21 protein-coding genes are annotated in these 24,123 nt (G+C 55.0%); all 21 read left to right on the top strand.

The window, feature by feature from the left end:
• The first annotated feature begins 3 nt into the window (after positions 1-3).
• The 21 genes from GTQ41_RS28550 (at position 4) to GTQ41_RS28450 (ending at position 23,723) form a co-directional block, all read left to right on the top strand.
• Positions 4-801 (top strand): ParA family protein, encoded by a 798-nt coding sequence (locus GTQ41_RS28550; RefSeq protein WP_041073588.1) that lies wholly within the window; start codon positions 4-6, stop codon positions 799-801.
• Positions 802-810: 9 nt separating this feature from the next.
• Positions 811-1,683, top strand: a complete 873-nt coding sequence (locus GTQ41_RS28545; RefSeq protein WP_041073587.1) for a ParB/RepB/Spo0J family partition protein — start codon at positions 811-813, stop codon at positions 1,681-1,683.
• Positions 1,684-1,831: 148 nt separating this feature from the next.
• Positions 1,832-2,239, top strand: coding sequence for a F0F1 ATP synthase subunit I (locus GTQ41_RS28540; RefSeq protein WP_003229783.1), 408 nt, complete (start codon positions 1,832-1,834; stop codon positions 2,237-2,239).
• A gap of 16 nt (positions 2,240-2,255) precedes the next feature.
• Entirely contained in the window at positions 2,256-3,125 is an 870-nt protein-coding gene (atpB, locus tag GTQ41_RS28535) for a F0F1 ATP synthase subunit A (RefSeq protein WP_047297389.1), read from the top strand.
• A 133-nt stretch (positions 3,126-3,258) separates the two neighbouring features.
• Positions 3,259-3,516: a F0F1 ATP synthase subunit C gene (gene atpE, locus GTQ41_RS28530; RefSeq protein ID WP_003097235.1), complete on the top strand. Its 258-nt coding sequence runs from the start codon at positions 3,259-3,261 to the stop codon at positions 3,514-3,516.
• Between the two features lie 59 nt (positions 3,517-3,575).
• Positions 3,576-4,046: a F0F1 ATP synthase subunit B gene (locus GTQ41_RS28525; protein WP_011336718.1), complete on the top strand. Its 471-nt coding sequence runs from the start codon at positions 3,576-3,578 to the stop codon at positions 4,044-4,046.
• A gap of 12 nt (positions 4,047-4,058) precedes the next feature.
• Complete coding sequence (locus tag GTQ41_RS28520) at positions 4,059-4,595, top strand: F0F1 ATP synthase subunit delta (RefSeq protein WP_007911956.1); 537 nt, start codon at positions 4,059-4,061, stop codon at positions 4,593-4,595.
• 21 nt (positions 4,596-4,616) lie between these two features.
• Entirely contained in the window at positions 4,617-6,161 is a 1,545-nt protein-coding gene (atpA, locus tag GTQ41_RS28515; RefSeq protein ID WP_041073579.1) for a F0F1 ATP synthase subunit alpha, read from the top strand.
• 50 nt (positions 6,162-6,211) lie between these two features.
• A complete protein-coding gene (gene atpG, locus GTQ41_RS28510) occupies positions 6,212-7,072 on the top strand; it encodes a F0F1 ATP synthase subunit gamma (protein ID WP_007954161.1) in 861 nt (286 codons plus the stop codon).
• A 27-nt stretch (positions 7,073-7,099) separates the two neighbouring features.
• Positions 7,100-8,476: a F0F1 ATP synthase subunit beta gene (gene atpD / locus GTQ41_RS28505; protein ID WP_007954162.1), complete on the top strand. Its 1,377-nt coding sequence runs from the start codon at positions 7,100-7,102 to the stop codon at positions 8,474-8,476.
• Positions 8,477-8,521: 45 nt separating this feature from the next.
• A complete protein-coding gene (locus GTQ41_RS28500) occupies positions 8,522-8,947 on the top strand; it encodes a F0F1 ATP synthase subunit epsilon (RefSeq protein WP_007954164.1) in 426 nt (141 codons plus the stop codon).
• A gap of 116 nt (positions 8,948-9,063) precedes the next feature.
• Entirely contained in the window at positions 9,064-10,431 is a 1,368-nt protein-coding gene (gene glmU, locus GTQ41_RS28495; protein ID WP_047297388.1) for a bifunctional UDP-N-acetylglucosamine diphosphorylase/glucosamine-1-phosphate N-acetyltransferase GlmU, read from the top strand.
• Positions 10,432-10,589: 158 nt separating this feature from the next.
• A complete protein-coding gene (locus tag GTQ41_RS28490; protein WP_047297387.1) occupies positions 10,590-11,366 on the top strand; it encodes a DeoR/GlpR family DNA-binding transcription regulator in 777 nt (258 codons plus the stop codon).
• Between the two features lie 2 nt (positions 11,367-11,368).
• Positions 11,369-13,201 (top strand): glutamine--fructose-6-phosphate transaminase (isomerizing), encoded by a 1,833-nt coding sequence (gene glmS, locus GTQ41_RS28485; protein WP_047297386.1) that lies wholly within the window; start codon positions 11,369-11,371, stop codon positions 13,199-13,201.
• Positions 13,202-13,483: 282 nt separating this feature from the next.
• Positions 13,484-14,338: a TnsA endonuclease N-terminal domain-containing protein gene (locus tag GTQ41_RS28480; RefSeq protein WP_042556885.1), complete on the top strand. Its 855-nt coding sequence runs from the start codon at positions 13,484-13,486 to the stop codon at positions 14,336-14,338.
• Entirely contained in the window at positions 14,335-16,503 is a 2,169-nt protein-coding gene (locus GTQ41_RS28475) for a Mu transposase C-terminal domain-containing protein (protein WP_042556884.1), read from the top strand. The genes GTQ41_RS28480 and GTQ41_RS28475 overlap by 4 nt, the downstream gene beginning before the upstream one ends.
• Positions 16,500-17,960, top strand: a complete 1,461-nt coding sequence (locus GTQ41_RS28470) for an ATP-binding protein (RefSeq protein ID WP_042556883.1) — start codon at positions 16,500-16,502, stop codon at positions 17,958-17,960. Before GTQ41_RS28475 ends, GTQ41_RS28470 begins: the two co-directional genes overlap by 4 nt.
• 16 nt (positions 17,961-17,976) lie before the next feature.
• A complete protein-coding gene (locus GTQ41_RS28465; RefSeq protein ID WP_042556882.1) occupies positions 17,977-19,644 on the top strand; it encodes a TnsD family Tn7-like transposition protein in 1,668 nt (555 codons plus the stop codon).
• A 379-nt stretch (positions 19,645-20,023) separates the two neighbouring features.
• Positions 20,024-21,658 (top strand): TnsD family Tn7-like transposition protein, encoded by a 1,635-nt coding sequence (locus GTQ41_RS28460; protein ID WP_080895981.1) that lies wholly within the window; start codon positions 20,024-20,026, stop codon positions 21,656-21,658.
• 186 nt (positions 21,659-21,844) lie between these two features.
• Positions 21,845-22,177: a DUF2790 domain-containing protein gene (locus GTQ41_RS28455; protein ID WP_042561925.1), complete on the top strand. Its 333-nt coding sequence runs from the start codon at positions 21,845-21,847 to the stop codon at positions 22,175-22,177.
• Between the two features lie 220 nt (positions 22,178-22,397).
• Positions 22,398-23,723 (top strand): OprD family porin, encoded by a 1,326-nt coding sequence (locus GTQ41_RS28450; RefSeq protein WP_042556881.1) that lies wholly within the window; start codon positions 22,398-22,400, stop codon positions 23,721-23,723.
• Positions 23,724-24,123 lie beyond the last annotated feature (400 nt).

The raw sequence follows: 24,123 nt of genomic DNA, 5'->3' as shown, positions 1-24,123 counted from the left end.
AGAATGGCTAAGGTATTCGCGATAGCGAACCAGAAGGGTGGTGTGGGCAAAACCACCACCTGCATCAACCTCGCAGCATCCCTGGTCGCGACCAAGCGCCGGGTGTTGTTGATCGATCTCGATCCACAGGGCAACGCCACCATGGGTAGCGGTGTGGATAAACATGGCCTGGAAAACTCGGTCTACGACCTGCTGATCGGCGAATGCGATCTGGCCCAGGCCATGCACTTCTCGGAACATGGCGGTTATCAACTGCTGCCGGCCAACCGGGATCTGACGGCGGCCGAAGTGGTGCTGCTGGAGATGCAGATGAAGGAAAGCCGTCTGCGCAGCGCGCTGGCGCCGATCCGTGAAAACTACGATTACATTTTGATCGACTGCCCGCCGTCGCTGTCGATGCTCACCCTGAACGCACTGGTCGCTGCTGACGGGGTGATTATCCCCATGCAGTGCGAATATTTTGCGCTCGAAGGCTTGAGCGACCTTGTGGATAACATCAAGCGCATCGCCGAACTGCTGAACCCCAACCTCAAGGTCGAAGGTTTGCTGCGCACCATGTACGACCCGCGGCTGAGTCTGATGAACGATGTTTCGGCGCAGCTCAAGGAACACTTTGGCGAACAGCTGTACGACACAGTGATCCCGCGCAACATCCGTCTGGCCGAAGCGCCGAGCTACGGTATGCCGGCACTGGCCTACGACAAGCAATCGCGCGGCGCGCTGGCCTATCTGGCCCTGGCGGGCGAAATGGTTCGCCGTCAGCGCAAAAATTCACGCATCGCCGCTGCCCAGCCAACTTAAGGAATCCCCATGGCCGTCAAGAAACGAGGTCTCGGACGTGGACTGGATGCACTGCTGAGTGGTCCGACCGTCAGCGCGCTGGAAGAACAGGCGGCGCAGGCCGATACCCGTGAACTGCAACACCTGCCTCTGGATCTGCTGCAGCGCGGCAAATACCAGCCACGCCGCGACATGGACCCGCAGGCACTGGAAGAGCTGGCGTCGTCGATCAAGGCGCAAGGCGTGATGCAGCCGATCGTGGTGCGCCCGATTGGCGGCGGCCGCTTCGAAATCATCGCCGGTGAACGCCGCTGGCGCGCCAGCCAGCAGGCCGGCCAGGAAACCATCCCGGCGATGGTCCGTGATGTGCCGGATGAAACCGCGATCGCCATTGCGCTGATCGAGAACATCCAGCGTGAAGACCTGAACCCGATCGAAGAAGCCGTCGCCTTGCAGCGTCTGCAGCAGGAATTCCAGCTCACACAACAACAGGTGGCCGAGGCTGTGGGTAAGTCCCGCGTGACTGTGGCTAACCTGTTGCGACTTATTGCACTGCCGGAAGTCATCAAGACCATGCTGTCCCACGGTGACCTGGAAATGGGTCATGCCCGTGCTTTGCTCGGTCTGCCGGACAATCAGCAGGTGGAAGGGGCGCGACATGTTGTCGCACGCGGCCTGACTGTGCGCCAAACTGAGGCACTGGTTCGCCAGTGGCTGAGTGGCAAACCGGAGCCTGTGGAAGCGGCCAAACCCGACCCGGATATCGCCCGGCTCGAACAGCGTCTGGCCGAGCGCCTAGGCTCTGCGGTGCAGATCCGCCACGGGAAGAAGGGAAAAGGTCAGTTGGTGATCGGTTACAACTCCCTCGATGAGCTTCAAGGTGTGCTCGCACACATCCGCTGAAACATTTCCTCATGTAGCGCGCAGTCGGAAATCACTACCTGACAGTTGAATAGGGGCAGAACCGCCCCTATACTCTGCGCGCATTTTGTCGGCACAAATTATGCCAAGTTATTGAATTTCGGCAGCCGGCCATTGGAGAGCAAACGTGATGGAAACCCGCAAGCCAAACCGCCTGCCGTTCCATCGCCTGGCGGTTTTTCCGGTGTTGATGGCTCAATTTGTCATTTTGCTCATTGCCGCTTTGGCGCTCTGGCAATGGCATGGAGTCGTTGCCGGATACTCGGGACTTTGCGGAGGCCTGATAGCCTTGCTGCCCAATGTTTATTTCGCTCACAAGGCATTTCGGTTTTCCGGCGCCCGAGCAGCCCAGTCCATCGTCCGGTCATTTTATGCCGGCGAGGCAGGCAAACTGATTTTGACGGCAGTGCTGTTTGCACTGGTGTTTGCAGGTGTGAAGCCATTGGCGCCGATCGCAGTATTCGGCGCTTTCGTGCTGACTCAGTCGGTCAGCTGGTTCGCTCCCCTGCTGATGAGAACAAGACTTTCGAGACCTTAGGGCGTTTGAGGCAACCATGGCAGAAACAACCGCTTCGGGCTATATCCAGCACCACTTGCAGAACCTGACCTTCGGTCAGCTACCTAACGGCGGCTGGGGCTTTGCCCATTCCGCAGCAGAAGCCAAGGAAATGGGCTTCTGGGCTTTCCACGTCGATACCCTCGGCTGGTCGGTCGCGCTGGGTCTGATCTTCGTTTTTCTTTTCCGCATGGCGGCAAAGAAAGCGACTTCGGGTCAGCCGGGTGCTTTGCAGAACTTCGTTGAAGTATTGGTCGAATTCGTCGATGGCAGCGTGAAAGACAGCTTCCATGGCCGGAGCCCGGTGATTGCACCGCTGGCACTGACCATCTTCGTCTGGGTGTTCCTGATGAACGCCGTCGACCTGGTACCGGTCGACTGGATTCCTCAGCTGGCCATCCTGATCTCCGGTGACCACCACATCCCGTTCCGCGCCGTGTCGACCACTGACCCGAACGCGACCCTGGGCATGGCGTTCTCGGTTTTCGCACTGATCATTTTCTACAGCATCAAGGTCAAGGGCATCGGCGGTTTCATCGGCGAACTCACCCTGCACCCGTTCGGCAGCAAGAACATCTTCGTTCAGGCCCTGCTGATCCCGGTGAACTTCCTGCTGGAATTCGTGACCCTGATCGCCAAGCCGATCTCTCTGGCCCTGCGTCTGTTCGGCAACATGTATGCCGGCGAGCTGGTGTTCATTCTGATCGCTGTGATGTTCGGCAGCGGCCTGCTCTGGCTGAGCGGCCTGGGCGTTGTTCTGCAGTGGGCGTGGGCTGTGTTCCACATCCTGATCATCACCCTGCAGGCGTTCATCTTCATGATGCTGACCATCGTCTACCTGTCGATGGCGCACGAAGAAAACCATTAAGAGCAGCCTCGGCTGATCTGATGTCCCTCCCGGTCAAACGGGAGGGGGCTCTTAACCGGGCCTCTGAAACGATTTGTTTTACCGCTTTAATCTAAAAAACCTAAACCATACGACGTAAAAGTCGGGAGGAAAGATGGAAACTGTAGTTGGTCTAACCGCTATCGCTGTTGCACTGTTGATCGGCCTGGGCGCACTGGGTACCGCAATTGGTTTCGGCCTGCTGGGCGGCAAGTTCCTGGAAGGCGCAGCGCGTCAGCCAGAAATGGTTCCAATGCTGCAAGTTAAAATGTTCATCGTTGCCGGTCTGCTCGACGCCGTAACCATGATCGGTGTTGGTATCGCTCTGTTCTTCACCTTTGCGAACCCGTTCGTTGGTCAGATCGCTGGCTAATTACCCGGATTCTTCCGAGTAATTTGATGTGATGGACAACGTAACTGCGAGGTGTTGGCGTGAACATTAATGCGACCCTGATTGGCCAGTCCGTTGCGTTCCTGATTTTTGTACTGTTCTGCATGAAGTTCGTATGGCCTCCGGTCATTGCGGCACTGCACGAACGTCAAAAGAAGATCGCTGATGGTCTGGACGCTGCCAGCCGAGCAGCTCGCGACCTGGAGTTGGCCCAAGAGAAAGCGGGTCAGCAACTGCGCGAAGCGAAAGCTCAGGCAGCTGAAATCATCGAGCAAGCCAAGAAACGCGGTAACCAGATCGTTGAAGAGGCTGTTGAAAAAGCCCGTATCGACGCTGACCGTGTGAAGGTTCAGGCTCAAGCCGAGATCGAACAGGAACTGAACAGTGTCAAAGACAAGCTGCGCGCCCAAGTGGGCTTGCTGGCTGTCGGCGGCGCCGAGAAGATCCTGGGTGCCACAATCGATCAAAACGCGCACGCAGAGCTGGTTAACCAACTGGCTGCTGAAATCTAAGCGAGGGCGATCATGGCAGAACTGACCACGTTGGCCCGACCTTACGCTAAGGCGGCCTTCGAGCACGCTCAGGCCCACCAGCAACTGGCCAATTGGTCAGCCATGCTCGGCCTGGCAGCAGCGGTGTCGCAAGACGACACCATGCAGCGCGTGCTCAAGGCCCCGCGACTGACGAGCGCAGAAAAGGCCGCCACGTTCATTGACGTGTGCGGCGACAAGTTCGATGCCAAGGCACAGAATTTCATCAATGTCGTTGCCGAAAACGACCGTCTCCCGCTTCTGCCGGAGATCGCCGCTCTTTTCGACCTGTACAAGGCCGAACAAGAGAAATCGGTAGACGTTGAAGTGACCAGTGCTTTTGCATTGAACCAAGAACAGCAAGACAAACTCGCCAAGGTTCTCAGTGCACGACTCAACCGGGAAGTGCGCCTGCAAGTTGCGGAGGATGCTGCCCTTATAGGTGGTGTCGTTATCCGCGCCGGCGACCTGGTTATCGATGGCTCGATTCGCGGCAAAATCGCGAAACTTGCCGAAGCATTGAAATCTTGAGTTTGAAGGGGCAGCAGAGCAATGCAGCAACTCAATCCTTCCGAAATAAGTGAAATTATCAAGGGCCGCATCGAAAAGCTCGATGTGACCTCCCAAGCCCGTAACGAAGGCACTGTCGTCAGCGTATCTGACGGCATCGTGCGGATTCACGGTCTGGCCGACGTCATGTACGGCGAGATGATCGAGTTTCCGGGCGGCGTCTACGGTATGGCTCTCAACCTGGAGCAAGACTCCGTAGGTGCCGTTGTACTGGGCGCATACACCAGTCTGGCTGAAGGCATGAGCGCCAAGTGCACCGGCCGCATCCTCGAAGTTCCGGTAGGTAAGGAACTGCTGGGTCGCGTAGTCGACGCACTGGGTAACCCTGTTGACGGCAAAGGTCCACTGGGCAACACCGAGACCGACGCGGTCGAGAAAGTTGCACCGGGCGTGATCTGGCGTAAGTCGGTAGACCAGCCTGTACAGACTGGCTACAAGGCTGTCGATGCCATGATCCCTGTCGGCCGTGGCCAGCGTGAGCTGATCATCGGTGACCGTCAGATCGGTAAAACCGCTCTGGCGATCGACGCGATCATCAACCAGAAAGACAGCGGCATTTTCTGCGTCTACGTGGCAATCGGTCAGAAGCAATCGACCATCGCCAACGTGGTTCGCAAGCTGGAAGAAAACGGTGCTCTGGCTAACACCATCATCGTTGCAGCGAGCGCTTCGGAATCTGCAGCACTGCAATTCCTGGCTCCGTACTCCGGTTGCACCATGGGTGAATTCTTCCGCGACCGCGGTGAAGACGCGCTGATCGTTTATGACGATCTGTCCAAGCAAGCAGTGGCTTACCGCCAGATTTCCCTGCTGCTGCGCCGTCCACCAGGCCGTGAAGCTTACCCAGGCGACGTGTTCTATCTCCACTCCCGTCTGCTGGAGCGCGCATCCCGCGTTTCGGAAGAGTACGTAGAGAAGTTCACCAACGGCGCAGTGACCGGCAAAACCGGTTCCCTGACCGCACTGCCGATCATCGAAACCCAGGCTGGCGACGTTTCCGCGTTCGTTCCGACCAACGTGATTTCCATCACCGACGGTCAGATCTTCCTGGAATCGGCCATGTTCAACTCGGGCATCCGCCCTGCAGTGAACGCCGGTGTTTCGGTATCCCGTGTGGGTGGTGCCGCTCAGACCAAGATCATCAAGAAGCTGTCCGGTGGTATCCGTACCGCTCTGGCTCAGTACCGTGAACTGGCGGCATTCGCCCAGTTCGCTTCTGACCTGGACGAAGCGACCCGCAAGCAACTTGAGCATGGTCAGCGCGTTACCGAGCTGATGAAGCAGAAGCAATACGCACCGATGTCGATCGCTGACATGGCGCTGTCGCTGTATGCCGCTGAGCGTGGGTTCCTGACTGACATTGAAATCGCCAAGATCGGCAGCTTCGAACAAGCGCTGATTGCTTTCTTCAACCGCGATCACGCCGATTTGATGGCCAAGATCAACGTTAAAGGTGACTTCAATGACGAAATCGACGCTGGCCTCAAAGCCGGTATCGAGAAGTTCAAGGCCACCCAAACCTGGTAAGCCGCAGCGGGAGCCGCAAGGCTCCCGCTTGCTAACCTGATAGGTGTTACATGGCAGGCGCAAAAGAGATTCGCAGTAAGATTGCGAGCATCAAAAGCACGCAAAAAATTACCAGCGCCATGGAAAAAGTGGCGGTCAGCAAAATGCGCAAGGCACAAATGCGCATGGCTGCTAGCCGTCCTTATGCGGAACGTATCCGCCAGGTAATTGGGCATCTGGCCAACGCCAACCCGGAATACCGCCACCCGTTCATGATCGACCGTGAAGTAAAGCGCGTCGGTTATGTCGTAGTGAGCAGTGACCGTGGTCTGTGCGGCGGCTTGAACACCAACCTGTTCAAGGCCCTGGTCAAGGACATGGCGGTAAACCGCGAAAACGGCGTCGAGATTGATCTGTGTGTTGTTGGTAGCAAGGGTGCGGCCTTTTTCCGCAACTTCGGCGGTAACGTCGTTGCAGCTATCAGCCACCTGGGTGAAGAGCCGTCGATCAATGATCTGATCGGCAGCGTCAAGGTGATGCTGGATGCCTACCTGGACGGCCGTATTGACCGCCTGTCCGTGGTATCCAACAAGTTCATCAACACCATGACGCAACAGCCTACCGTGGAGCAGTTGATTCCACTGGTGGCGACCCCGGATCAAGAACTCAAGCACCACTGGGACTACCTCTACGAACCAGACGCCAAAGAGCTGCTAGACGGCTTGATGGTGCGCTACGTGGAGTCGCAGGTGTACCAGGCGGTGGTCGAGAACAACGCGGCCGAACAAGCTGCGCGGATGATCGCGATGAAGAACGCTACCGACAACGCCGGTGATTTGATCAGCGATTTGCAGCTGATCTACAACAAGGCGCGTCAGGCTGCGATCACCCAAGAGATCTCGGAAATCGTCGGCGGCGCTGCCGCGGTTTAACGGTTCAAATATTCAGAGGATCCAGCTATGAGTAGCGGACGTATCGTTCAAATCATCGGCGCCGTTATCGACGTGGAATTCCCACGCGACAGCGTACCGAGCATCTACGACGCCTTGAAGGTTCAAGGCGCCGAAACCACTCTGGAAGTTCAGCAGCAGCTGGGCGACGGCGTGGTACGTACCATTGCGATGGGCTCGACCGAAGGCTTGAAGCGCGGTCTGGACGTCAACAACACTGGCGCAGCCATCTCCGTACCGGTCGGTAAAGCGACTCTGGGCCGGATCATGGACGTACTGGGCAACCCGATCGACGAAGCTGGCCCGATCGGCGAAGAAGAGCGCTGGGGTATCCACCGCGCCGCTCCTTCCTTCGCTGAACAAGCTGGCGGCAATGAGCTGCTGGAAACCGGCATCAAGGTTATCGACCTGGTTTGCCCGTTCGCCAAGGGCGGTAAAGTCGGTCTGTTCGGTGGTGCCGGTGTAGGCAAAACCGTAAACATGATGGAACTGATCCGTAACATCGCCATCGAGCACAGCGGTTATTCCGTGTTCGCTGGTGTGGGTGAGCGTACTCGTGAGGGTAACGACTTCTACCACGAGATGAAGGACTCCAACGTTCTGGACAAAGTGGCCCTGGTTTACGGTCAGATGAACGAGCCGCCGGGAAACCGTCTGCGCGTAGCACTGACCGGCCTGACCATGGCCGAGAAGTTCCGTGACGAAGGTAACGACGTTCTGCTGTTCGTCGACAACATCTATCGTTACACCCTGGCCGGTACTGAAGTATCCGCACTGCTGGGCCGTATGCCTTCGGCAGTAGGTTACCAGCCGACTCTGGCTGAAGAGATGGGCGTGCTGCAAGAGCGCATCACTTCGACCAAGCAAGGTTCGATTACTTCGATCCAGGCGGTATACGTACCTGCGGACGACTTGACTGACCCGTCGCCAGCGACCACCTTCGCCCACTTGGACGCCACCGTCGTTCTGTCCCGTGACATCGCTTCCCTGGGTATCTACCCAGCGGTAGACCCACTGGACTCGACTTCGCGTCAGCTGGATCCGAACGTGATCGGCAACGACCACTACGAAACCGCTCGCGGTGTTCAGTACGTGCTGCAGCGCTACAAAGAGCTGAAGGACATCATTGCGATCCTGGGTATGGACGAGCTGTCGGAAGCCGACAAGCAGTTGGTAAACCGTGCTCGTAAGATCCAGCGCTTCTTGTCGCAGCCGTTCTTCGTGGCTGAAGTCTTCACCGGTGCTTCGGGTAAATACGTTTCCCTGAAAGACACCATTGCTGGCTTCAAAGGCATCCTCAACGGTGACTACGACCACCTGCCAGAACAAGCGTTCTACATGGTTGGCGGCATCGAAGAAGCGATCGAGAAAGCCAAGAAACTGTAATCCCGGCGCCCGGCAACGGGCGCTAATTTAGGTTGAGGCAATCAGATGGCTATGACAGTCCATTGCGATATCGTCAGCGCGGAAGGGGAAATCTTTTCCGGCCTGGTCGAGATGGTGATTGCGCACGGTGCACTGGGTGATCTTGGTATCGCTCTGGGTCACGCGCCGCTGATCACTAATCTGAAGCCAGGTCCGATCCGCCTGATCAAGCAAGGCGGGGAAGCCGAGGTGTTCTACATCTCCGGTGGTTTCCTCGAGGTTCAGCCGAACATGGTCAAGGTGCTTGCCGATACCGTGCAACGTGCCGCCGACCTGGATGAAGCTCAGGCTCAAGCAGCCCTCAAGGCTGCCGAAGCTGCTCTGCACGAGAAGAGCGCAGATTTCGATTACGGAGCTGCGTCCGCACGTCTGGCCGAGGCTGCAGCTCAGCTGCGCACCGTCCAGCAGATCCGCAAGAAGTTTGGCGGTTAATCCGTCAGCCACTTGTTGTGCGATTGATAAAAAAGGGTAGCCTCGGCTACCCTTTTTTCTTTTCCGATTTTTACAACCCGGTCGCAGTTGCTGACCGCCCAGGATTGGTAGCCAGTATGTCTCTCGAAATCGTTATTCTCGCGGCCGGTCAAGGCACCCGTATGCGTTCGGCGTTGCCCAAAGTGCTGCACCCGGTTGCCGGCAACTCCATGCTTGGGCATGTTATCCACAGTGCACGGCAGCTCGATCCACAGCGTATTCATGTGGTGATCGGCCACGGTGCCGACGTGGTGCGCGAGCGTCTGGCGGCTGACGACCTGAATTTCGTCCTGCAGGACAAACAATTGGGCACTGGACATGCCACCGCTCAAGCGGTCCCGTTCATCAGTGCTGAAACCGTACTGATTCTTTACGGTGACGTGCCGTTGATCGAAGTCGAAACCCTGCAGCGTCTGCTCAAGCACGTCGTACCGGGGCAGATGGGCCTGCTGACCGTTGAGCTGGAAGACCCGACCGGTTACGGCCGCATCGTGCGCGGGGCTGACGGCAAGGTCGCTGCCATCGTCGAACACAAAGATGCCAGCGAAGCCCAGCGCGCGATCACTGAAGGCAACACCGGCATCCTCGCTGTCCCGGCCAATCGCCTGGCCGACTGGATGAGCCGCCTGTCAAACAACAACGCGCAAGGCGAGTACTACCTGACCGACGTGATCGAAATGGCGGTCAACGATGGTCTGGTGGTGGCCACCGAGCAGCCGCACGACCCGATGGAAGTGCAAGGCGCCAATGATCGCAAGCAACTGTCGGAACTGGAGCGGCATTACCAGTTGCGCGCCGGCCGCCGCCTGATGGCGCAAGGCGTGACCCTGCGAGATCCTGCGCGTTTCGATGTGCGGGGCGAAGTCACCGTCGGTCGCGATGTGCTGATCGACGTCAACGTGATTCTCGAAGGCAAGGTTGTCATCGAGGACGACGTGGTAATCGGCCCGAATTGCGTGATCAAGGACAGCACCCTGCGCAAAGGCGTGGTGATCAAAGCCAACAGCCACATCGAAGGTGCGGTGCTGGGTGAAGGCAGCGATGCCGGTCCGTTCGCCCGTCTGCGTCCAGGCACGGTTCTGGAAGCGCGCGCGCATGTGGGTAACTTCGTTGAACTGAAAAACGCGCGCATGGGCGAGGGCGCCAAGGCCGGGCACCTGACCTACCTGGGCGACGCGGAAATCGGTGCACGCACCAACATTGGCGCCGGCACCATCACCTGTAACTACGATGGCGCCAACAAATGGAAAACCGTGTTGGGCGAGGATGTATTCATCGGCTCCAACAACTCGTTGGTCGCGCCTGTGGATATCTCGTCCGGGGCAACCACTGCGGCAGGCTCGACCATTACCCAGAATGTGGATAGCGCGCAGTTGGCGGTGGGTCGGGCGCGGCAGAAGAATATCGATGGCTGGAAGCGGCCGGAGAAGATCAAGAAGAGCTGAGTTATCCACAGCTGCTTTTAGATCAAAAGATCGCAGCCTTCGGCAGCTCCTATAGAGGGTGCCGGGGGCTGCGATTTTTTTATGGCCTGAGCTTGACGATTGAAGGGCAATAGGTTTTTATTGCTTCCGTTATCTTTCGAATCGAAACTTTAGCCGCCATGTCGAAACGCAACACGCCCCAACGCCGCCACAACATTCTCGCCTTGCTCAACGAGCAGGGCGAGGTCAGTGTGGATGAACTGGCCAAGCGCTTCGAAACCTCGGAAGTTACGATCCGCAAGGATCTGGCTGCGCTGGAAAGCCATGGTCTGTTGCTGCGCCGTTACGGCGGGGCGATCACGATGCCGCAGGAGCTGGTGGCGGAACCCGGCCAAAGCGTTTCGAAGTACAAACAGGCGATTGCCCGCGCTGCCGTCAAACGCATTCGCGAGCACGCCCGCATCATCATCGACAGCGGCAGTACCACCGCCGCCATGATCCCCGAGCTGGGCCAGCAGCCGGGTCTGGTCGTCATGACCAACTCGCTGCATGTCGCCAACGCCTTGAGCGAACTCGAGCACGAGCCGGTGCTGCTGATGACCGGCGGTACCTGGGATCCGCATTCGGAGTCCTTCCAGGGCCAGGTGGCTGAGCAGGTACTACGCTCTTACGACTTCGACCAGCTGTTTATCGGCGCCGATGGCATCGATCTGGTGCGCGGTACCACCACATTCAACGAGTTGCTCGGTTTGAGCCGGGTGATGGCGGAAGTGGCGCGGGAAGTGATCGTGATGGTCGAGGCCGACAAGATCGGCCGCAAGATCCCCAACCTGGAGCTGCCGTGGAGCAGCGTCCATACCCTCATTACCGATGATCGCCTGCCACAAGAGGCCCGCGATCAGATTCAGGCCCGCGGTATCACCGTGATTTGCGCGGCTGTCAGTCAGGAGAAATAAGCATGTGTGGAATTGTCGGCGCAGTTGCTGAACGTAATATCACCGCCATCCTGCTCGAAGGCCTCAAGCGCCTTGAATACCGCGGCTATGACAGCGCCGGTGTAGCGGTTTTCACCAACGACGCAAAGCTCGAGCGCATGCGTCGTCCGGGCAAGGTCAGCGAACTGGAAACCGCGCTGGCCGAACAGCCGCTGGCCGGCCGTCTCGGTATCGCCCACACCCGTTGGGCCACCCACGGTGCCCCTTGCGAACGTAACGCGCACCCGCATTTCTCCGGTGACATCGCCGTGGTGCACAACGGCATCATCGAAAACCACGAAGCCCTGCGTGAGCAACTGAAAGCGCTGGGTTACGTGTTCACTTCGGACACCGATACCGAAGTCATCGCGCACCTGCTGAGCCACAAACTCAAGGATCAGCCTGACCTGACCGTTGCGTTGAAAGCCACCGTCAAAGAGCTGCACGGCGCCTACGGTCTGGCCGTGATCAACGCACAGCAGCCGGATCGTCTGGTCGCCGCGCGCAGTGGCAGCCCGTTGGTGATTGGTCTGGGCCTGGGTGAGAACTTCCTCGCGTCCGACCAGTTGGCCTTGCGCCAGGTCACTGACCGCTTCATGTACCTGGAAGAAGGCGATATCGCCGAAATTCGCCGCGATACCGTGCAGATCTGGGACGTCAACGGCAACGCCGTCGAGCGCCAGACCGTGCAGTACAGCGATGGCGCCGAAGCCGCCGACAAGGGCGAATTCCGTCATTACATGCTCAAGGAAATCCACGAGCAACCGTCCGTAGTTCAGCGCACCCTCGAAGGTCGCCTGAGCAACAATCAGGTGCTGGTGCAGGCCTTCGGTCCACAGGCTGCCGAATTGTTCGCCAAAGTGCGCAATGTGCAGATCGTCGCCTGCGGTACCAGTTACCACGCCGGCATGGTCGCGCGTTACTGGCTCGAAGAACTGGCGGGTATCCCGTGCCAGGTCGAAGTCGCCAGCGAATTCCGCTACCGCAAGGTGGTGGTGCAGCCGGATACCCTGTTCGTCACCATCTCGCAGTCCGGCGAAACTGCCGACACCCTGGCCGCGCTGCGTAATGCCAAAGAGCTGGGCTTCCTGGCCAGCCTGGCAATCTGCAATGTGGGCATCAGTTCGCTGGTGCGTGAGTCCGACCTGACTTTGCTGACCCAGGCCGGTCGCGAAATCGGTGTGGCTTCGACCAAGGCGTTCACCACGCAACTGGTCGGCCTGTTGCTGCTGACCCTTTCGCTGGGTCAGGTACGCGGCACGCTGGGTAAAGACATCGAGGCCACGCTGGTGGAAGAGTTGCGTCGCCTGCCAACCCGTCTGGGCGAAGCGCTGGCCATGGACAGCTCGGTGGAAAAAATCGCCGAACTGTTTGCCGAGAAGAACCACACCCTGTTCCTCGGCCGTGGTGCGCAGTTCCCGGTGGCGATGGAAGGTGCCTTGAAGCTCAAGGAAATCTCCTACATCCACGCCGAAGCCTACCCGGCCGGTGAACTGAAGCACGGCCCGCTGGCGCTTGTGGATAACGACATGCCGGTGGTCACCGTGGCGCCGAATAACGAACTGCTGGAGAAGCTCAAGTCCAACCTGCAGGAAGTCCGTGCCCGTGGCGGTGAACTGATCGTATTCGCTGACGAGAAGGCCGGGATGACCAACGGCGAAGGCACCCATGTGGTGCAGATGCCGCATATTCACGACATCCTCTCGCCGATCCTCTACACCGTCCCGCTGCAGTTGCTGTCGTACTACGTCGCCGTGCTCAAGGGCACCGACGTCGATCAGCCGCGCAACCTGGCGAAGTCGGTGACGGTGGAATAAGTTATCCACAGCTGACATTGACCCGTGGCTTTGAACAATAAAGATTGACACAAAACAATAAAGTTTGACACTCATGAACATAGATTGACACAAGGCTCAAACCCCCGTATCTACGGGGGTTTTTCCTTTCCAGGCTTTCCCTTTGGTCTGGATTCATCGCTTCAACTCTCTGCGGGTGTAGTCTAGAAAATGCTTTGAATATGGCCGCTACGGCGGTCGTGTTCTTCTACGACTTTTCTCGGCGTGAGGTGAAGCGGTCCGCATCGACTGAGGAGGCGTGGGTTGCGAGGTCGTAAGTTTGCATCACAGCAGGACATTGAACGGCACATTGCAAATGGATTTGGCGAAGGCGCCGGGGCAAGCTACGTGCCTTGGCTGCGGGTACAAGATGTCCCGTCGATAGGTCGTTCGCACAAAATCCAAGGTGTGAAGATCGAGAGGATTCATCACCTACTGTCAGATCTCGAGCGTTCGTACTTCCTTGTGTGTGAATTTTCTGAAGACGTCGTGGATATCCGTGAGCAATATCCGTTACTACCCACAGAGCGCGCGCAAGCGATAGCGTCGGCAATAGATGTACGTTATCCCAGATACCCTAGAACGACACTGCCCTATGTAATGACAACAGATTTCCTGCTAACCGTTAAGGACTTGAGCGGAAACTTTAAGTCGGTAGCTAGAACGGTGAAGTATCGATCCGACCTAGTTGGCAAAGGAAGTAACCGCACGCTTGAAAAACTTGAGATTGAAAAGCGCTTTTGGCAAAGCCAAGGTGTTGATTGGAAAATCGTCACAGATGAATTTTTTACACGAGATTTGATAAAAAATCTTGGACTAATCAGAAAATACTCGAAGCTCCCTCGCGATTTAATGAAAGTCCCTTTGCATTCGAGTTTTATCGAGTGCCTAGCAAACAGCCGGGAATATTCGTGGACTTTGGCCACCTGTCTAAGAAAAATAGCGTCCCTTCTGTCCATCTCTTATCTAGACGCTCAGGCAATTTTCTTCCATCTGGTTTGGAACAAGGTACTGAAAATAGATTTGATTAACACTCCTCTCCACCTTACTAGTCTAGTTCCTGAATTCGAAGTTTTCCAGATCCCTGTCCAAGGATCGTTGAAGGAGAAAATGTCATGACTGTCCTCGTTAATGAGGTTTTTGAGCCTGTTACCGATCTGTCGGTCATCGCTACGATAGCTAGGCTCATTTACCAAGATGAAACGCATGACTTGGCTGTGGTGATAGATCTAGCAGACCCACCCCGGCAGCCCTACGCCATTGGTCTCGAAGAGTTGCGTCGTTCGTTAGCGTCTGGTCACACGAAACCAGCAGCCATTACCACACCCGAGTTTATGCTTGTGCTTGAGGACCAGCTGGATGAGAGAGCCAAGCAAGGCCGGGACGAAAAGTGGGCGGTCATAGCCCCGCTGCTAGATCCTGAATATCCAGGACAAATATTTGTACGGGGAGAGTTAGGCCGGCTTGTTACCAAACGGGCGTCAGAGCTCGGAATTCAGCGAAAAACGATCTATCGGCTTCTTTACCGATATTGGTTTTATGGTCAAGTTCGAAACTCATTACTTAATAATTACTCGGCGGTAGGAGTTGCCGATAGAAAATATGATCCGAGTAGGCCTCCAGGGCGAAAACCTACGTTTCAAGGCGTTCTCACTGCGCCTTCCAAGATGCTCAGTGCGGTTGATAAACGATGCATACGAGTTGGATATGCCCTTTATGTAAAAGATAAGAAATCTTCTATTTCGAGCGCATATGACGAAATGTTGAGAAGATTCTACTCGGTTCGAGACATCTCTAAAAACAGTGAAGAAGAGCTTCGTTTGCTACCTAGCTTAGAGCTGCCCAGCCTGAGGCAATTCAGATATTGGGGACAGATTTTTTTCGACGAAATTGAAACCGAGCGTGGCCGTAAAGGGTTGAGGAAGTGGTTAAAGGACTGCCGTCCGCTTTCAGGTACCGTTCGCGATTGGCTGCGTGGACCGTGTCATCAGTTTGAAATCGACGCAACTATTGCCGATATTTATTTGGTCAATAGCTACTCTAGACGGATGCTTATTGGCCGGCCCGTAGTTTATATCGTTGTGGATAGTTTCTCCGGAATGATTGTTGGCCTCTATGTAGGATTGGAAGGTCCCAGTTGGAACGGGGCGAGGCAAGCGCTGTTCAACGCGTTTACCCCCAAAGTCGAGTTCTGCGCTCAGAACGGCGTTGAAATCAATTCAGATGATTGGAATTGTCACCACCTGCCCCACCAGATTTACGCCGACAGGGGAGAGATGTTGTCACTGGCAGCAGAGGGGCTATCGTCAGGCTTGGGAATTGAGATGGGCACGGCTCCGCCTTATCGGCCTGATTGGAAGCCTATGGTAGAAAGTCGGTTTGGCATTTTGAATGATTTGACGGGTATCAGATGGCTACCTGGCGGGGTAGCTGCGCGAGACAAAGAGCGAGGCGAGCGAGATTACCGGCTCGATGCCACGCTAAACCTCAAAGAGTTCACCCAGATCCTCATCAATTGCGTGCTCCACTATAACCGGCACCATCGACAGCCTGACCGACTGACTCAGGCGATGATGAATGACGGTGTTGAACCTACGCCCAACGGGATATGGAATTGGGCCTGCGAAAACGACCTGATCGAATCCAACAAACGTCCCGACGAGCTGGTTTACCTCCATCTCTTGCCGCGCGAGCGCGCGACCGTTCAAAAGGGCGGCGTGATGTTTCGCGGCATGCACTACGTTTGTGATATGGCCATAGAGAAAGATTGGTTTGCCAAGGCTCGCAAAGGGGGCGTTTGGTCAATAGAGTGTTGGTTCGATCCGAACTCTGCGGCGCACATCTGGATCCAGGGAGAGGCCAAGCAGTTTATCCGCTGTGATCTTCGACGATCGGATGCCGGTTACGCGAATTACCGCTCGGACGAGATTTTTGATCTGCTCGAAGCCTATCGCCAAAAACCGCCTACTCACCGGCGAGCCGAGCTGGAAAGCCGTGTGCAGCTTAGCGATCAGGTCCACCAGATCATCAGCCATGCGCTCGCAGAACGAAAATTGGAACCTGCTCCGCCCACCAAGGCGGAGGCCACTGGAAACATCCGCGAGAACCGCGCAGAAGAACGTCTCCGTGAGCGTGAAAATGCGGCTGTTCCTGAAGGCGTCAGGGCGGAGCCAGCTTCACTTCAATCTGAATCGACACCGAAAGCGCATGACTCATATGCCGGCGAGCGCACTGCGCAAGTTATCGATTTGCTCAAAAGAATTCGGCCAGGACAGGCAAAATGAAAGGTGCGCAGACGTTTGCCAATTACGTCAAACAGGACATAAGTGAGTATGCGGGCAATCCGCTTATCGAAGCTTTGCCTCCTATATTGTCGGAGGCGGCGGCTATTGAGCTGATCTCGAATTTTCCTCAGCCGGTGGATCCGAAAGAGCTGACCCTCGAAGGATCCACTCGAATTCACTGTATCGACCGATTAAGAACCGTGGTACAGCCGTTTTTGTTACACCTGGAACTGGAGGCCCTGTTTTCACTGCTCATCCGTCGAGGGTATGTTGGGCGTAACCCGATGTCGCCCGCTACCGTCCGGCATTTGCATTCTTTATCGGGGGCTCAGCGTTACCACGATGCGTTCAAGTCCACTGCTGAAACGTTTACCGTCGTCGGCCTGAGCGGTATTGGCAAGTCGACGGCACTCCACGCCATTTTGAGCCTTTATCCACAGACAATCCGTCATGAGCGCTATGAGGGAAAGCAGTTTGTTCATACCCAAATCACTTGGCTGAAGCTTGACTGCCCTCGGGATGGATCGCTGGCTGGATTTTGCCAGCAGTTTTTTTATGCGGTTGGTGACGCTCTAGGAGACAAGGACTATCACAAGCGCTACAGGCATCGAAATATCAATGATGCGCTGCAACAGATGGAGCAGGTGGCCAGCACGTTTTTCATCGGCGCCTTGTTAATCGACGAGCTGCAAAACCTCCACCTGGCGAAAACCGGTGGTAAGGAGAGCATGCTGAATTTCTTTCTGCACTTGGTTAACAACATTGGTATCCCGGTCGTTTTCAGTGGCACGAACTCTACGATTAGCCTGTTCTCAGAAGCCATGCGGACTGCCCGCCGAGTCTGTGGTGCCGGTACGCTGGAATTCAAACGATTCGAAAAAGAGGATGAGGAGTGGCGGTTGTTAGTCGAAAATCTCTGGAGCTATCAGTGGTGCAAGCAGACTGCTGAGCTGACTGACGAGATTTTCGACACGCTGTATGAGCACACTCAAGGCGTCACAGATTTCCTGGTCAAGCTGCTGGTATTGAGTCAGCGTTATGCGGTCCAGAGTGGCTCGGAGTGTTTGACTGCCGAGGTCCTGGTGAAGGTAAGCAACTCAAAAATGCAGATTCTAAAGCCAGCCCTTTCAGCTCTGCGTAGCCGAGATCCGAAGCGGATGCGGCAGTTCGACGATTTGCTGCCGATTGAGGATCAACTGAGCGAAATGATGGTCTTCGACGGTTTGGCACGAGAGGATCGCCTCGCCTTGCTTCGAAGCGTTGTGTCCCGTGAGAAGCCGGCAGACCAATCTCCAACCATTCTTGCGAAGGATCACCCATCGCCTATTGCAACTGGTGTGGAAAACTCAGAGGCTAAAGCCCTAAGCGAACAGGACGCTCCCCTCGATGCTCTGCGAGCTGCGGGCTGGCTCAACGAGGACTTGTTTGAGTTCTCACCGATGTATCACAAAGCGTGAGTCGGGGGGTGGCGAAGTGCACCTTAAACTCCATTTCTTCCCCACCGCGTTCCCCGATGAGACGCTGCACAGCGTGATATCTCGCTATGCCCGTCTTTGCGGTGTTCGTAATTGCCAAGCAGCATTTGCCGGCCTGAAATCGGCGGCAGCATTTTCGCAAAATGTGGCATTCCCAAGTCATTTAGGGGAGTTTGTCGACGCGCTACCCAGCGGTACCGAGCTATCGATAGCCGAGGTCCTTATGCGTCACACGCTATTACCCTACTATGCGCCGTTTTTGACTATGAGCCAGGTAGAACACGCTCGGACGCTGATGACTGCCGATGGGAAGGGTTTGATGTTGAAGCTGGGCGTCAACGCGAGCCGTATTGGATTCGCCTCCCGAGTGCGGTTATGCCCAGAATGTATCGCCCAAGATCAGGCCCAACGGGGAGTTGCTTACTGGCACAGGGTTCACATGCTTCCAGGCGTGCTGGTATGTCCGCATCACGGGACGTCACTTAGTATCCTTGATCCTCGCTGGTCCAGCCGCAGCTCTCGACAACTCAATCTGCCGAGTGATGAGAATGTGCAAGCTCACACGTTACGTCTCGATACCCCGTCGCTGAGCATGCCGCCGCTTCACGAAATAGCGTTGCGCTCACTTCAGGTCATCGAGTCTGAAGTCAGTGCTTTGTCAGCGGAGGCGGTGCGCTACACGTTTTTACAAAGGGCAACGCAGCTTAACCTTGCCTCTGATAACCATCGCTTGCACATGCACATGCTGGCGCAGCACATGGCCGATTTTTTTGCCGCACTCCCGCAAGAATGGGAATTTTCCATACTCGGAGAAGTTCGTGCAGGTACACCCGCCTCGTGGGTCACGAAGCTGCTTCGTACGCCAATAACCTCCCACCACCCGCTCAAATACATTTTATTGGCCGGTGCTCTGGGCATTGACATGGTGAACTTGCTGCATGGTCAACGCCCGGTGAAACAGGCGGTGGCGTGTGGTCCGATAGCTCACATTCAACTTCACACGCGCCTTTCTCCGGTGATGCCCGGTGAAGGCATGGACTGTTCGTCAGCCGCTGTGTGGAAACATGCTCTTGAGGGCGCTGATGCCAAAAAGATCGCTGCCGTTCTAGGCGTTTCATTGGCGTATGTCTATCGTCACATCCGAAATGTAGCCGGCGGGCAAGGTGCTTGGAGTGAGGCAAGATTTCACATTGAGCTATGCGCAAGACGCACGGCTTTCGAGGCTGATTATCGTTTTTACAAAGCACATGCATGCAGGGGGTATGCGTGGCTGTATCGCCACGATAGGCGGTGGCTTTCGGAGTCAACTGTAAACCCAAGCCCCCATCGTACGCCCCGTCTAAATAGCGCCGAAATGTTCGCTGCCCTCGATGCGAGACTGGCCGGCGAAGTCCGTCAGTGTGCTGAAGCGCTTTATGCTCTTGCGGGTAAGCCTGTCCGCATCTCGCGTACCAGAATTGGCCGGGAGCTTCATGTTCTGTCTCGCTTCGAAAAGCAGCTCTGCAAGCTTCCTCTCTGTGCAGCAATGCTCGACAAAGTATGTGAATCAATCGAAGGCTTCCACGATAGGCGTCTGCGATGGGCTAGAAGCAAATTGCTCTCGGAGGGCAAGCCTATATCACGTTCTTCGCTTTACAGGGTCGCGAGCATTCGGCCCACGCTGTAATCCAGCCAGCCATTCCCTCGATCTAAAAAAGTTCTGAATTTAATTCAACGTAAACACATTATTTTTCTGTTAATGAATATTTGCACCTTCCAGAATAGCTACGGCATACGCTGGATGACCACGATCAGCAAGTAAAACGTACTAACCCGCGATCAACAGAAATAGTTTTGCAATTGCCATGGGCTGACCTGCGCAGGTTATCGATACGTGTTTTGTATTCAAGAGTACGATCGCGGCAGGGCTTAGATGAATTCACTACGGTTAAAAGTTGAGCGGCTGGGTATCATTTCCAAATCGATACCGGATACAGAATTTGACGGGTTGCATATATACTGCCCCCGGATGCATATTCTCTTCGAGCCCTACCTTTAATCGGTAAATGATGTCTGATCTATTGTTTTTCCCCGTGTCGATGCCGGATGAAATGCTGCACTCTCGTGTCACCCGATATCACTATCTGTCAGGCAACAGAACCGCGACAGAAACCTACCGCGATTTGTTCGCATCGAAACCCTTTTGCATTGGTGGCATCGTACCCAATCAGATCGAGAGGCTCGCCCACAGACTGCCGGGGCAATCGGAGAGCAATCTCGCAGAGCTGATCAGTAGCAATACCACTTTTCCTGCTTACCGGCCTTTTCTTGGGGTTAAGCAGGGTCCGGAGAACAACGTAGGTCCGCTGGGTTATGACGGGGTGGTACGGGTGCCCCGCAGAGAGGAGTCCACCCATGGCAAGGCTAAGCTTTGTCCTACCTGCGTTCAGGAGGATTTGATTGATCGGGGTTCTGCCTACTGGCATCGATCTCACCAAATACCCGGTGTTGCCGTCTGTTGGCGTCATGGCGACACATTGATCCATGCCTGCCCCGAGTGCTCTCGCCCGTTCTACCGAAAATTGAAGCTACTTCCCAATCTGACTGAGCCATGCGCATGCGGTTGGAGCCCCTTAAACAGCGCAGCGACTCACAAGGGCTCAAAACTGGAACAGAAAGTCGCCCTGTTCGCACACGATATCTTGCAACGCAATATTCCTCCGATAGGCAGTACGGTATTAAGTTCTTGCTACGTCCGCCAATGCAAGAAACGCGGATATATTTTCGGAAAAAATGCAGGTATCGCAAAACTATTCGACAGCATCCAAAGCGCTTACGGTGATGAGCTTTTGTCGCAGATTGATCCAGCCTATAACACCGGGAAACATGAGCAATGGATCCGGCTCAAATCAGACAAAGGTCAGCTAAATATGCCGCTCGCGAGGCATTTGATCATTGCTCTTCATTTGTTTTCCAGTGCAGATGACTTTGAAGAGGCTCTGAAGAATGAGTCTATTCTGCTGAGTGCCTCTGTTTCTCCGCGAGCGTCCAAAGTTGAAGAATCGCATCCTAGCCAAAAAACTAGGTATCGCCAAAAAATTGAGTTGCTTTTAGCGCTACGTAACGACGCCGATGTCGAGTACCTCTGGAAGAAGGCGTACAAACCTACGCAATGGATTCTAGAACATGATAACGCATGGTTAATGGCAAAACTCCGTGCACCTAAAAAAATTGCAGTTACGGTCGAAAAGTCTGTCGACTCAAGAGACGGCGCGTATGCGGCCCTTATCGAAGCGGGCGTAGATGAGCTATATAAAGTTACGAAAGATCCGAAGAGAGTGAATATTCGGAATTTGCAATCGCTACTCCCAGGTTCGTTACCTCATGAGCTGGATCTACGCAAGCAGAGGTTTCCCCTTACTTATCAACAGATAAAGATTCATCAAGAGTCAGTATGGCATTTCCGTCTAAGAACTTTGATATGGACTGTCTCTGAACTCATCCGGATGAAGCTCCCGGTGAATTACTCGACGGTAAGATTGACTTCAGCGGTAGCAAGCAAGGTTTTCCTGGTATTTTCCAGTTTCTTCGAGTGGGATCTGACAAGCCTGGAAAAAACCGGAGTCGACGCGGAGGCCTTGCTCAGATCTACCGGCGTATCGAGGAATTGGGAGGGGCCACCGGTTCCAATAAGCTTTTGAGGTCATCTGTGTTCCGTCAGCGTCTGCCAACCTTTGGTGATAACAAAAATGCCATCTGGCTTGAAAGCGTAAACGCGGAGTAGGGTTCACCTTTCACATTAGTAACCTTCGCGGCAGCTTTCTGAAAGCTTTCACTTGTTACTCTTTAACTCAGAAAATTGAGCTTAGGAGAAAATCATGAAAGCAATGACAGCAGTGAAAGCGTTTTGCGCCGCTTCGGTTTTGACCTTATCTTCATTAGCCATGGCTGAAGGAGGCGGTGACCGCGTGTATGGTCGGATGATGCAAGAAAACCAACAGGCGATGGAGCAATATGCCTTAAGAAATGGTAAGGCCGTCCCTGAAGTTGTTCATTATGAATATGGTATGAACCTCGATATTCAGAAGGTGATCAGTGTCACACAGGCCAACAAAAACTGTAGTGTTGCGCCTTCGCGCATGACCTATGAAGATTCGGCGGGCAAGCTTAATACCGTGGAATACAAGATTATGGGTACCGACTGCCCACATGGGAGTTAGCCCCTTAAGGTCATGTCTACATCAAATCATTCATTTACGCTTTTTAAGCATGCTTGCTGGTCGCTGACATAGAAGTAATTTTCAGGTCACGCTGAAGTTATCTTTTGTATGAAATTATGTCTGTCGGCACGTAGAGGGAATCCCTATGTGCCGGTGGCTTTTTATAATGATAAAAATATTTCATAAAGAAACTCTGCCAAGCAAAAGCCTGGAGTGTTAAATGAACAATAAAAGCTTTTATGGTCTTTCTCTCATTGCCCTTGGCATGAGCATGGGGCAAGTTGCAGTGGCCGTTGAGCAAAAACCTGAGGGGTTCATTGAAGGGAGCTCCCTTAGTCTTCTCAATCGTAATCTCTACTTCAATCGTGACAATCGAAAGGGCCAGTCAAGTCCCACAGGCAATGGTTACGCTGAAGAATGGGCTCATGGGATTATCGGGCGATTTGAGTCTGGCTTCACCCAAGGCACCGTCGGGTTCGGCATAGATGCATTTGCAATGGTAGGACTCAAGCTTGATTCGGGTGATGGGCGCTCGGGGGCTCGAAGCTCAGTGGATGTCATGCCCTACAACAGCAAAGGCCAACCTGAAGACTCTTACTCAAAAGTAGGCGGAGCCGCGAAGGCTCGCTTTATGGATACGGTGGTCAAAGTAGGAGATGTCTTTCCATCCACGCCTGTCGTGGCATATGGCGATTCTCGACTGCTGCCAGAGAGCTTTAAGGGGGCAACGTTCACCAACACCACCATTAAAGACCTGACCATTCAGGGGGGGCGGCTGCATGCGATGAGCCAACCCAACTCCAGCAGCATGCGTGACGGCTTTTCGACTTTCTATGCCGGTGCTGTTGATGCTCCATGGATTGCTTACCTTGGGGGCGATTACACCGTTAATGAGCATGTTGGTGTGAGTCTTTACGCCAGCCAATTTAAGGATGTTTGGAATCAGTATTACGCAGGCACTTCCCTGAGCTACCCGCTCTCAGAGAGCGTCGCGTTGATCGGTGGATTTAATTACTACCGCGCGGTCGACGAGGGTAAAAAACTCCTGGACAGCTTTGATAACAATATCTGGAGTGGCAAAGCCGGGGTTAAATTCGGCGTCCACACGGTGACCGTTGGCTATCAGCGCAGCAACGGCAATGACGACTTTGATTACCTGCGCCAATCGGACTCGATTTTTCTGGATAACTCCATCCAGTACAGCGACTTCAACTCACCGAAAGAGCAATCCTTGCAGCTTCGCTACGACCTGGATATGCAAGCGTTCGGCATCCCAGGCCTTAGCTTCATGACCCGCTACGCGAAGGGGTGGGACGCTGATTATTCCAACGCGAACAGCGTGTATATGCGTCGCGGAGCAGATGGAGCGCCATTGCAAGACCAAAAGCGTTGGGAGCGAGACATTGAGGCTAAGTACATCATCCAGTCAGGCTCTCTGAAGGACATGTCGCTGCGTGTTCGCCAAGCAACCACGCGTGCTACCGATTTCGAATCTGATTTGGATGAGGTCCGACTGATTGTCGAGTACCCACTGCAACTGCTTTAACGAGCGCTAACCTGCGGCACCAATTGTTCGACTACCAGGTACACCCCGTCTCCTTGTTTCTCCTTTGGTTTGGGAGGCGGCTTAGGCGCCCTAGTGGCGCCTTTTTTTGTGTGGATTGACATAAGTGCGGGACGTCCTGTTGTCAGTACCTGTGTTCGCCCCGCTTGGCAAACCTGCTGTCTAGGAGCTTTTGATCCGTTGACAGGCAATCTCCATTCATAACTGAGACTGAAGGTGCAGAGTCATCGTCGATATTCACTTCGACTGCGTGCGCATCGTTTAGCTGAGGGCGTTATAGAGTGGGGCTGGGGGGAACAGCAGGAGAGACGGCCAACAGTAGCTCATTGTCTTTGCGTGTTACTTGAGCGCGGAATGGACAGTATGTGTCCCGCTGCATGGC

Source organism: Pseudomonas sp. AN-B15, from assembly GCF_019056475.1.
Classification (GTDB): Bacteria; Pseudomonadota; Gammaproteobacteria; order Pseudomonadales; family Pseudomonadaceae; genus Aquipseudomonas; species Aquipseudomonas parakoreensis.
This window is presented reverse-complemented; position numbering and strand designations above follow the sequence as displayed.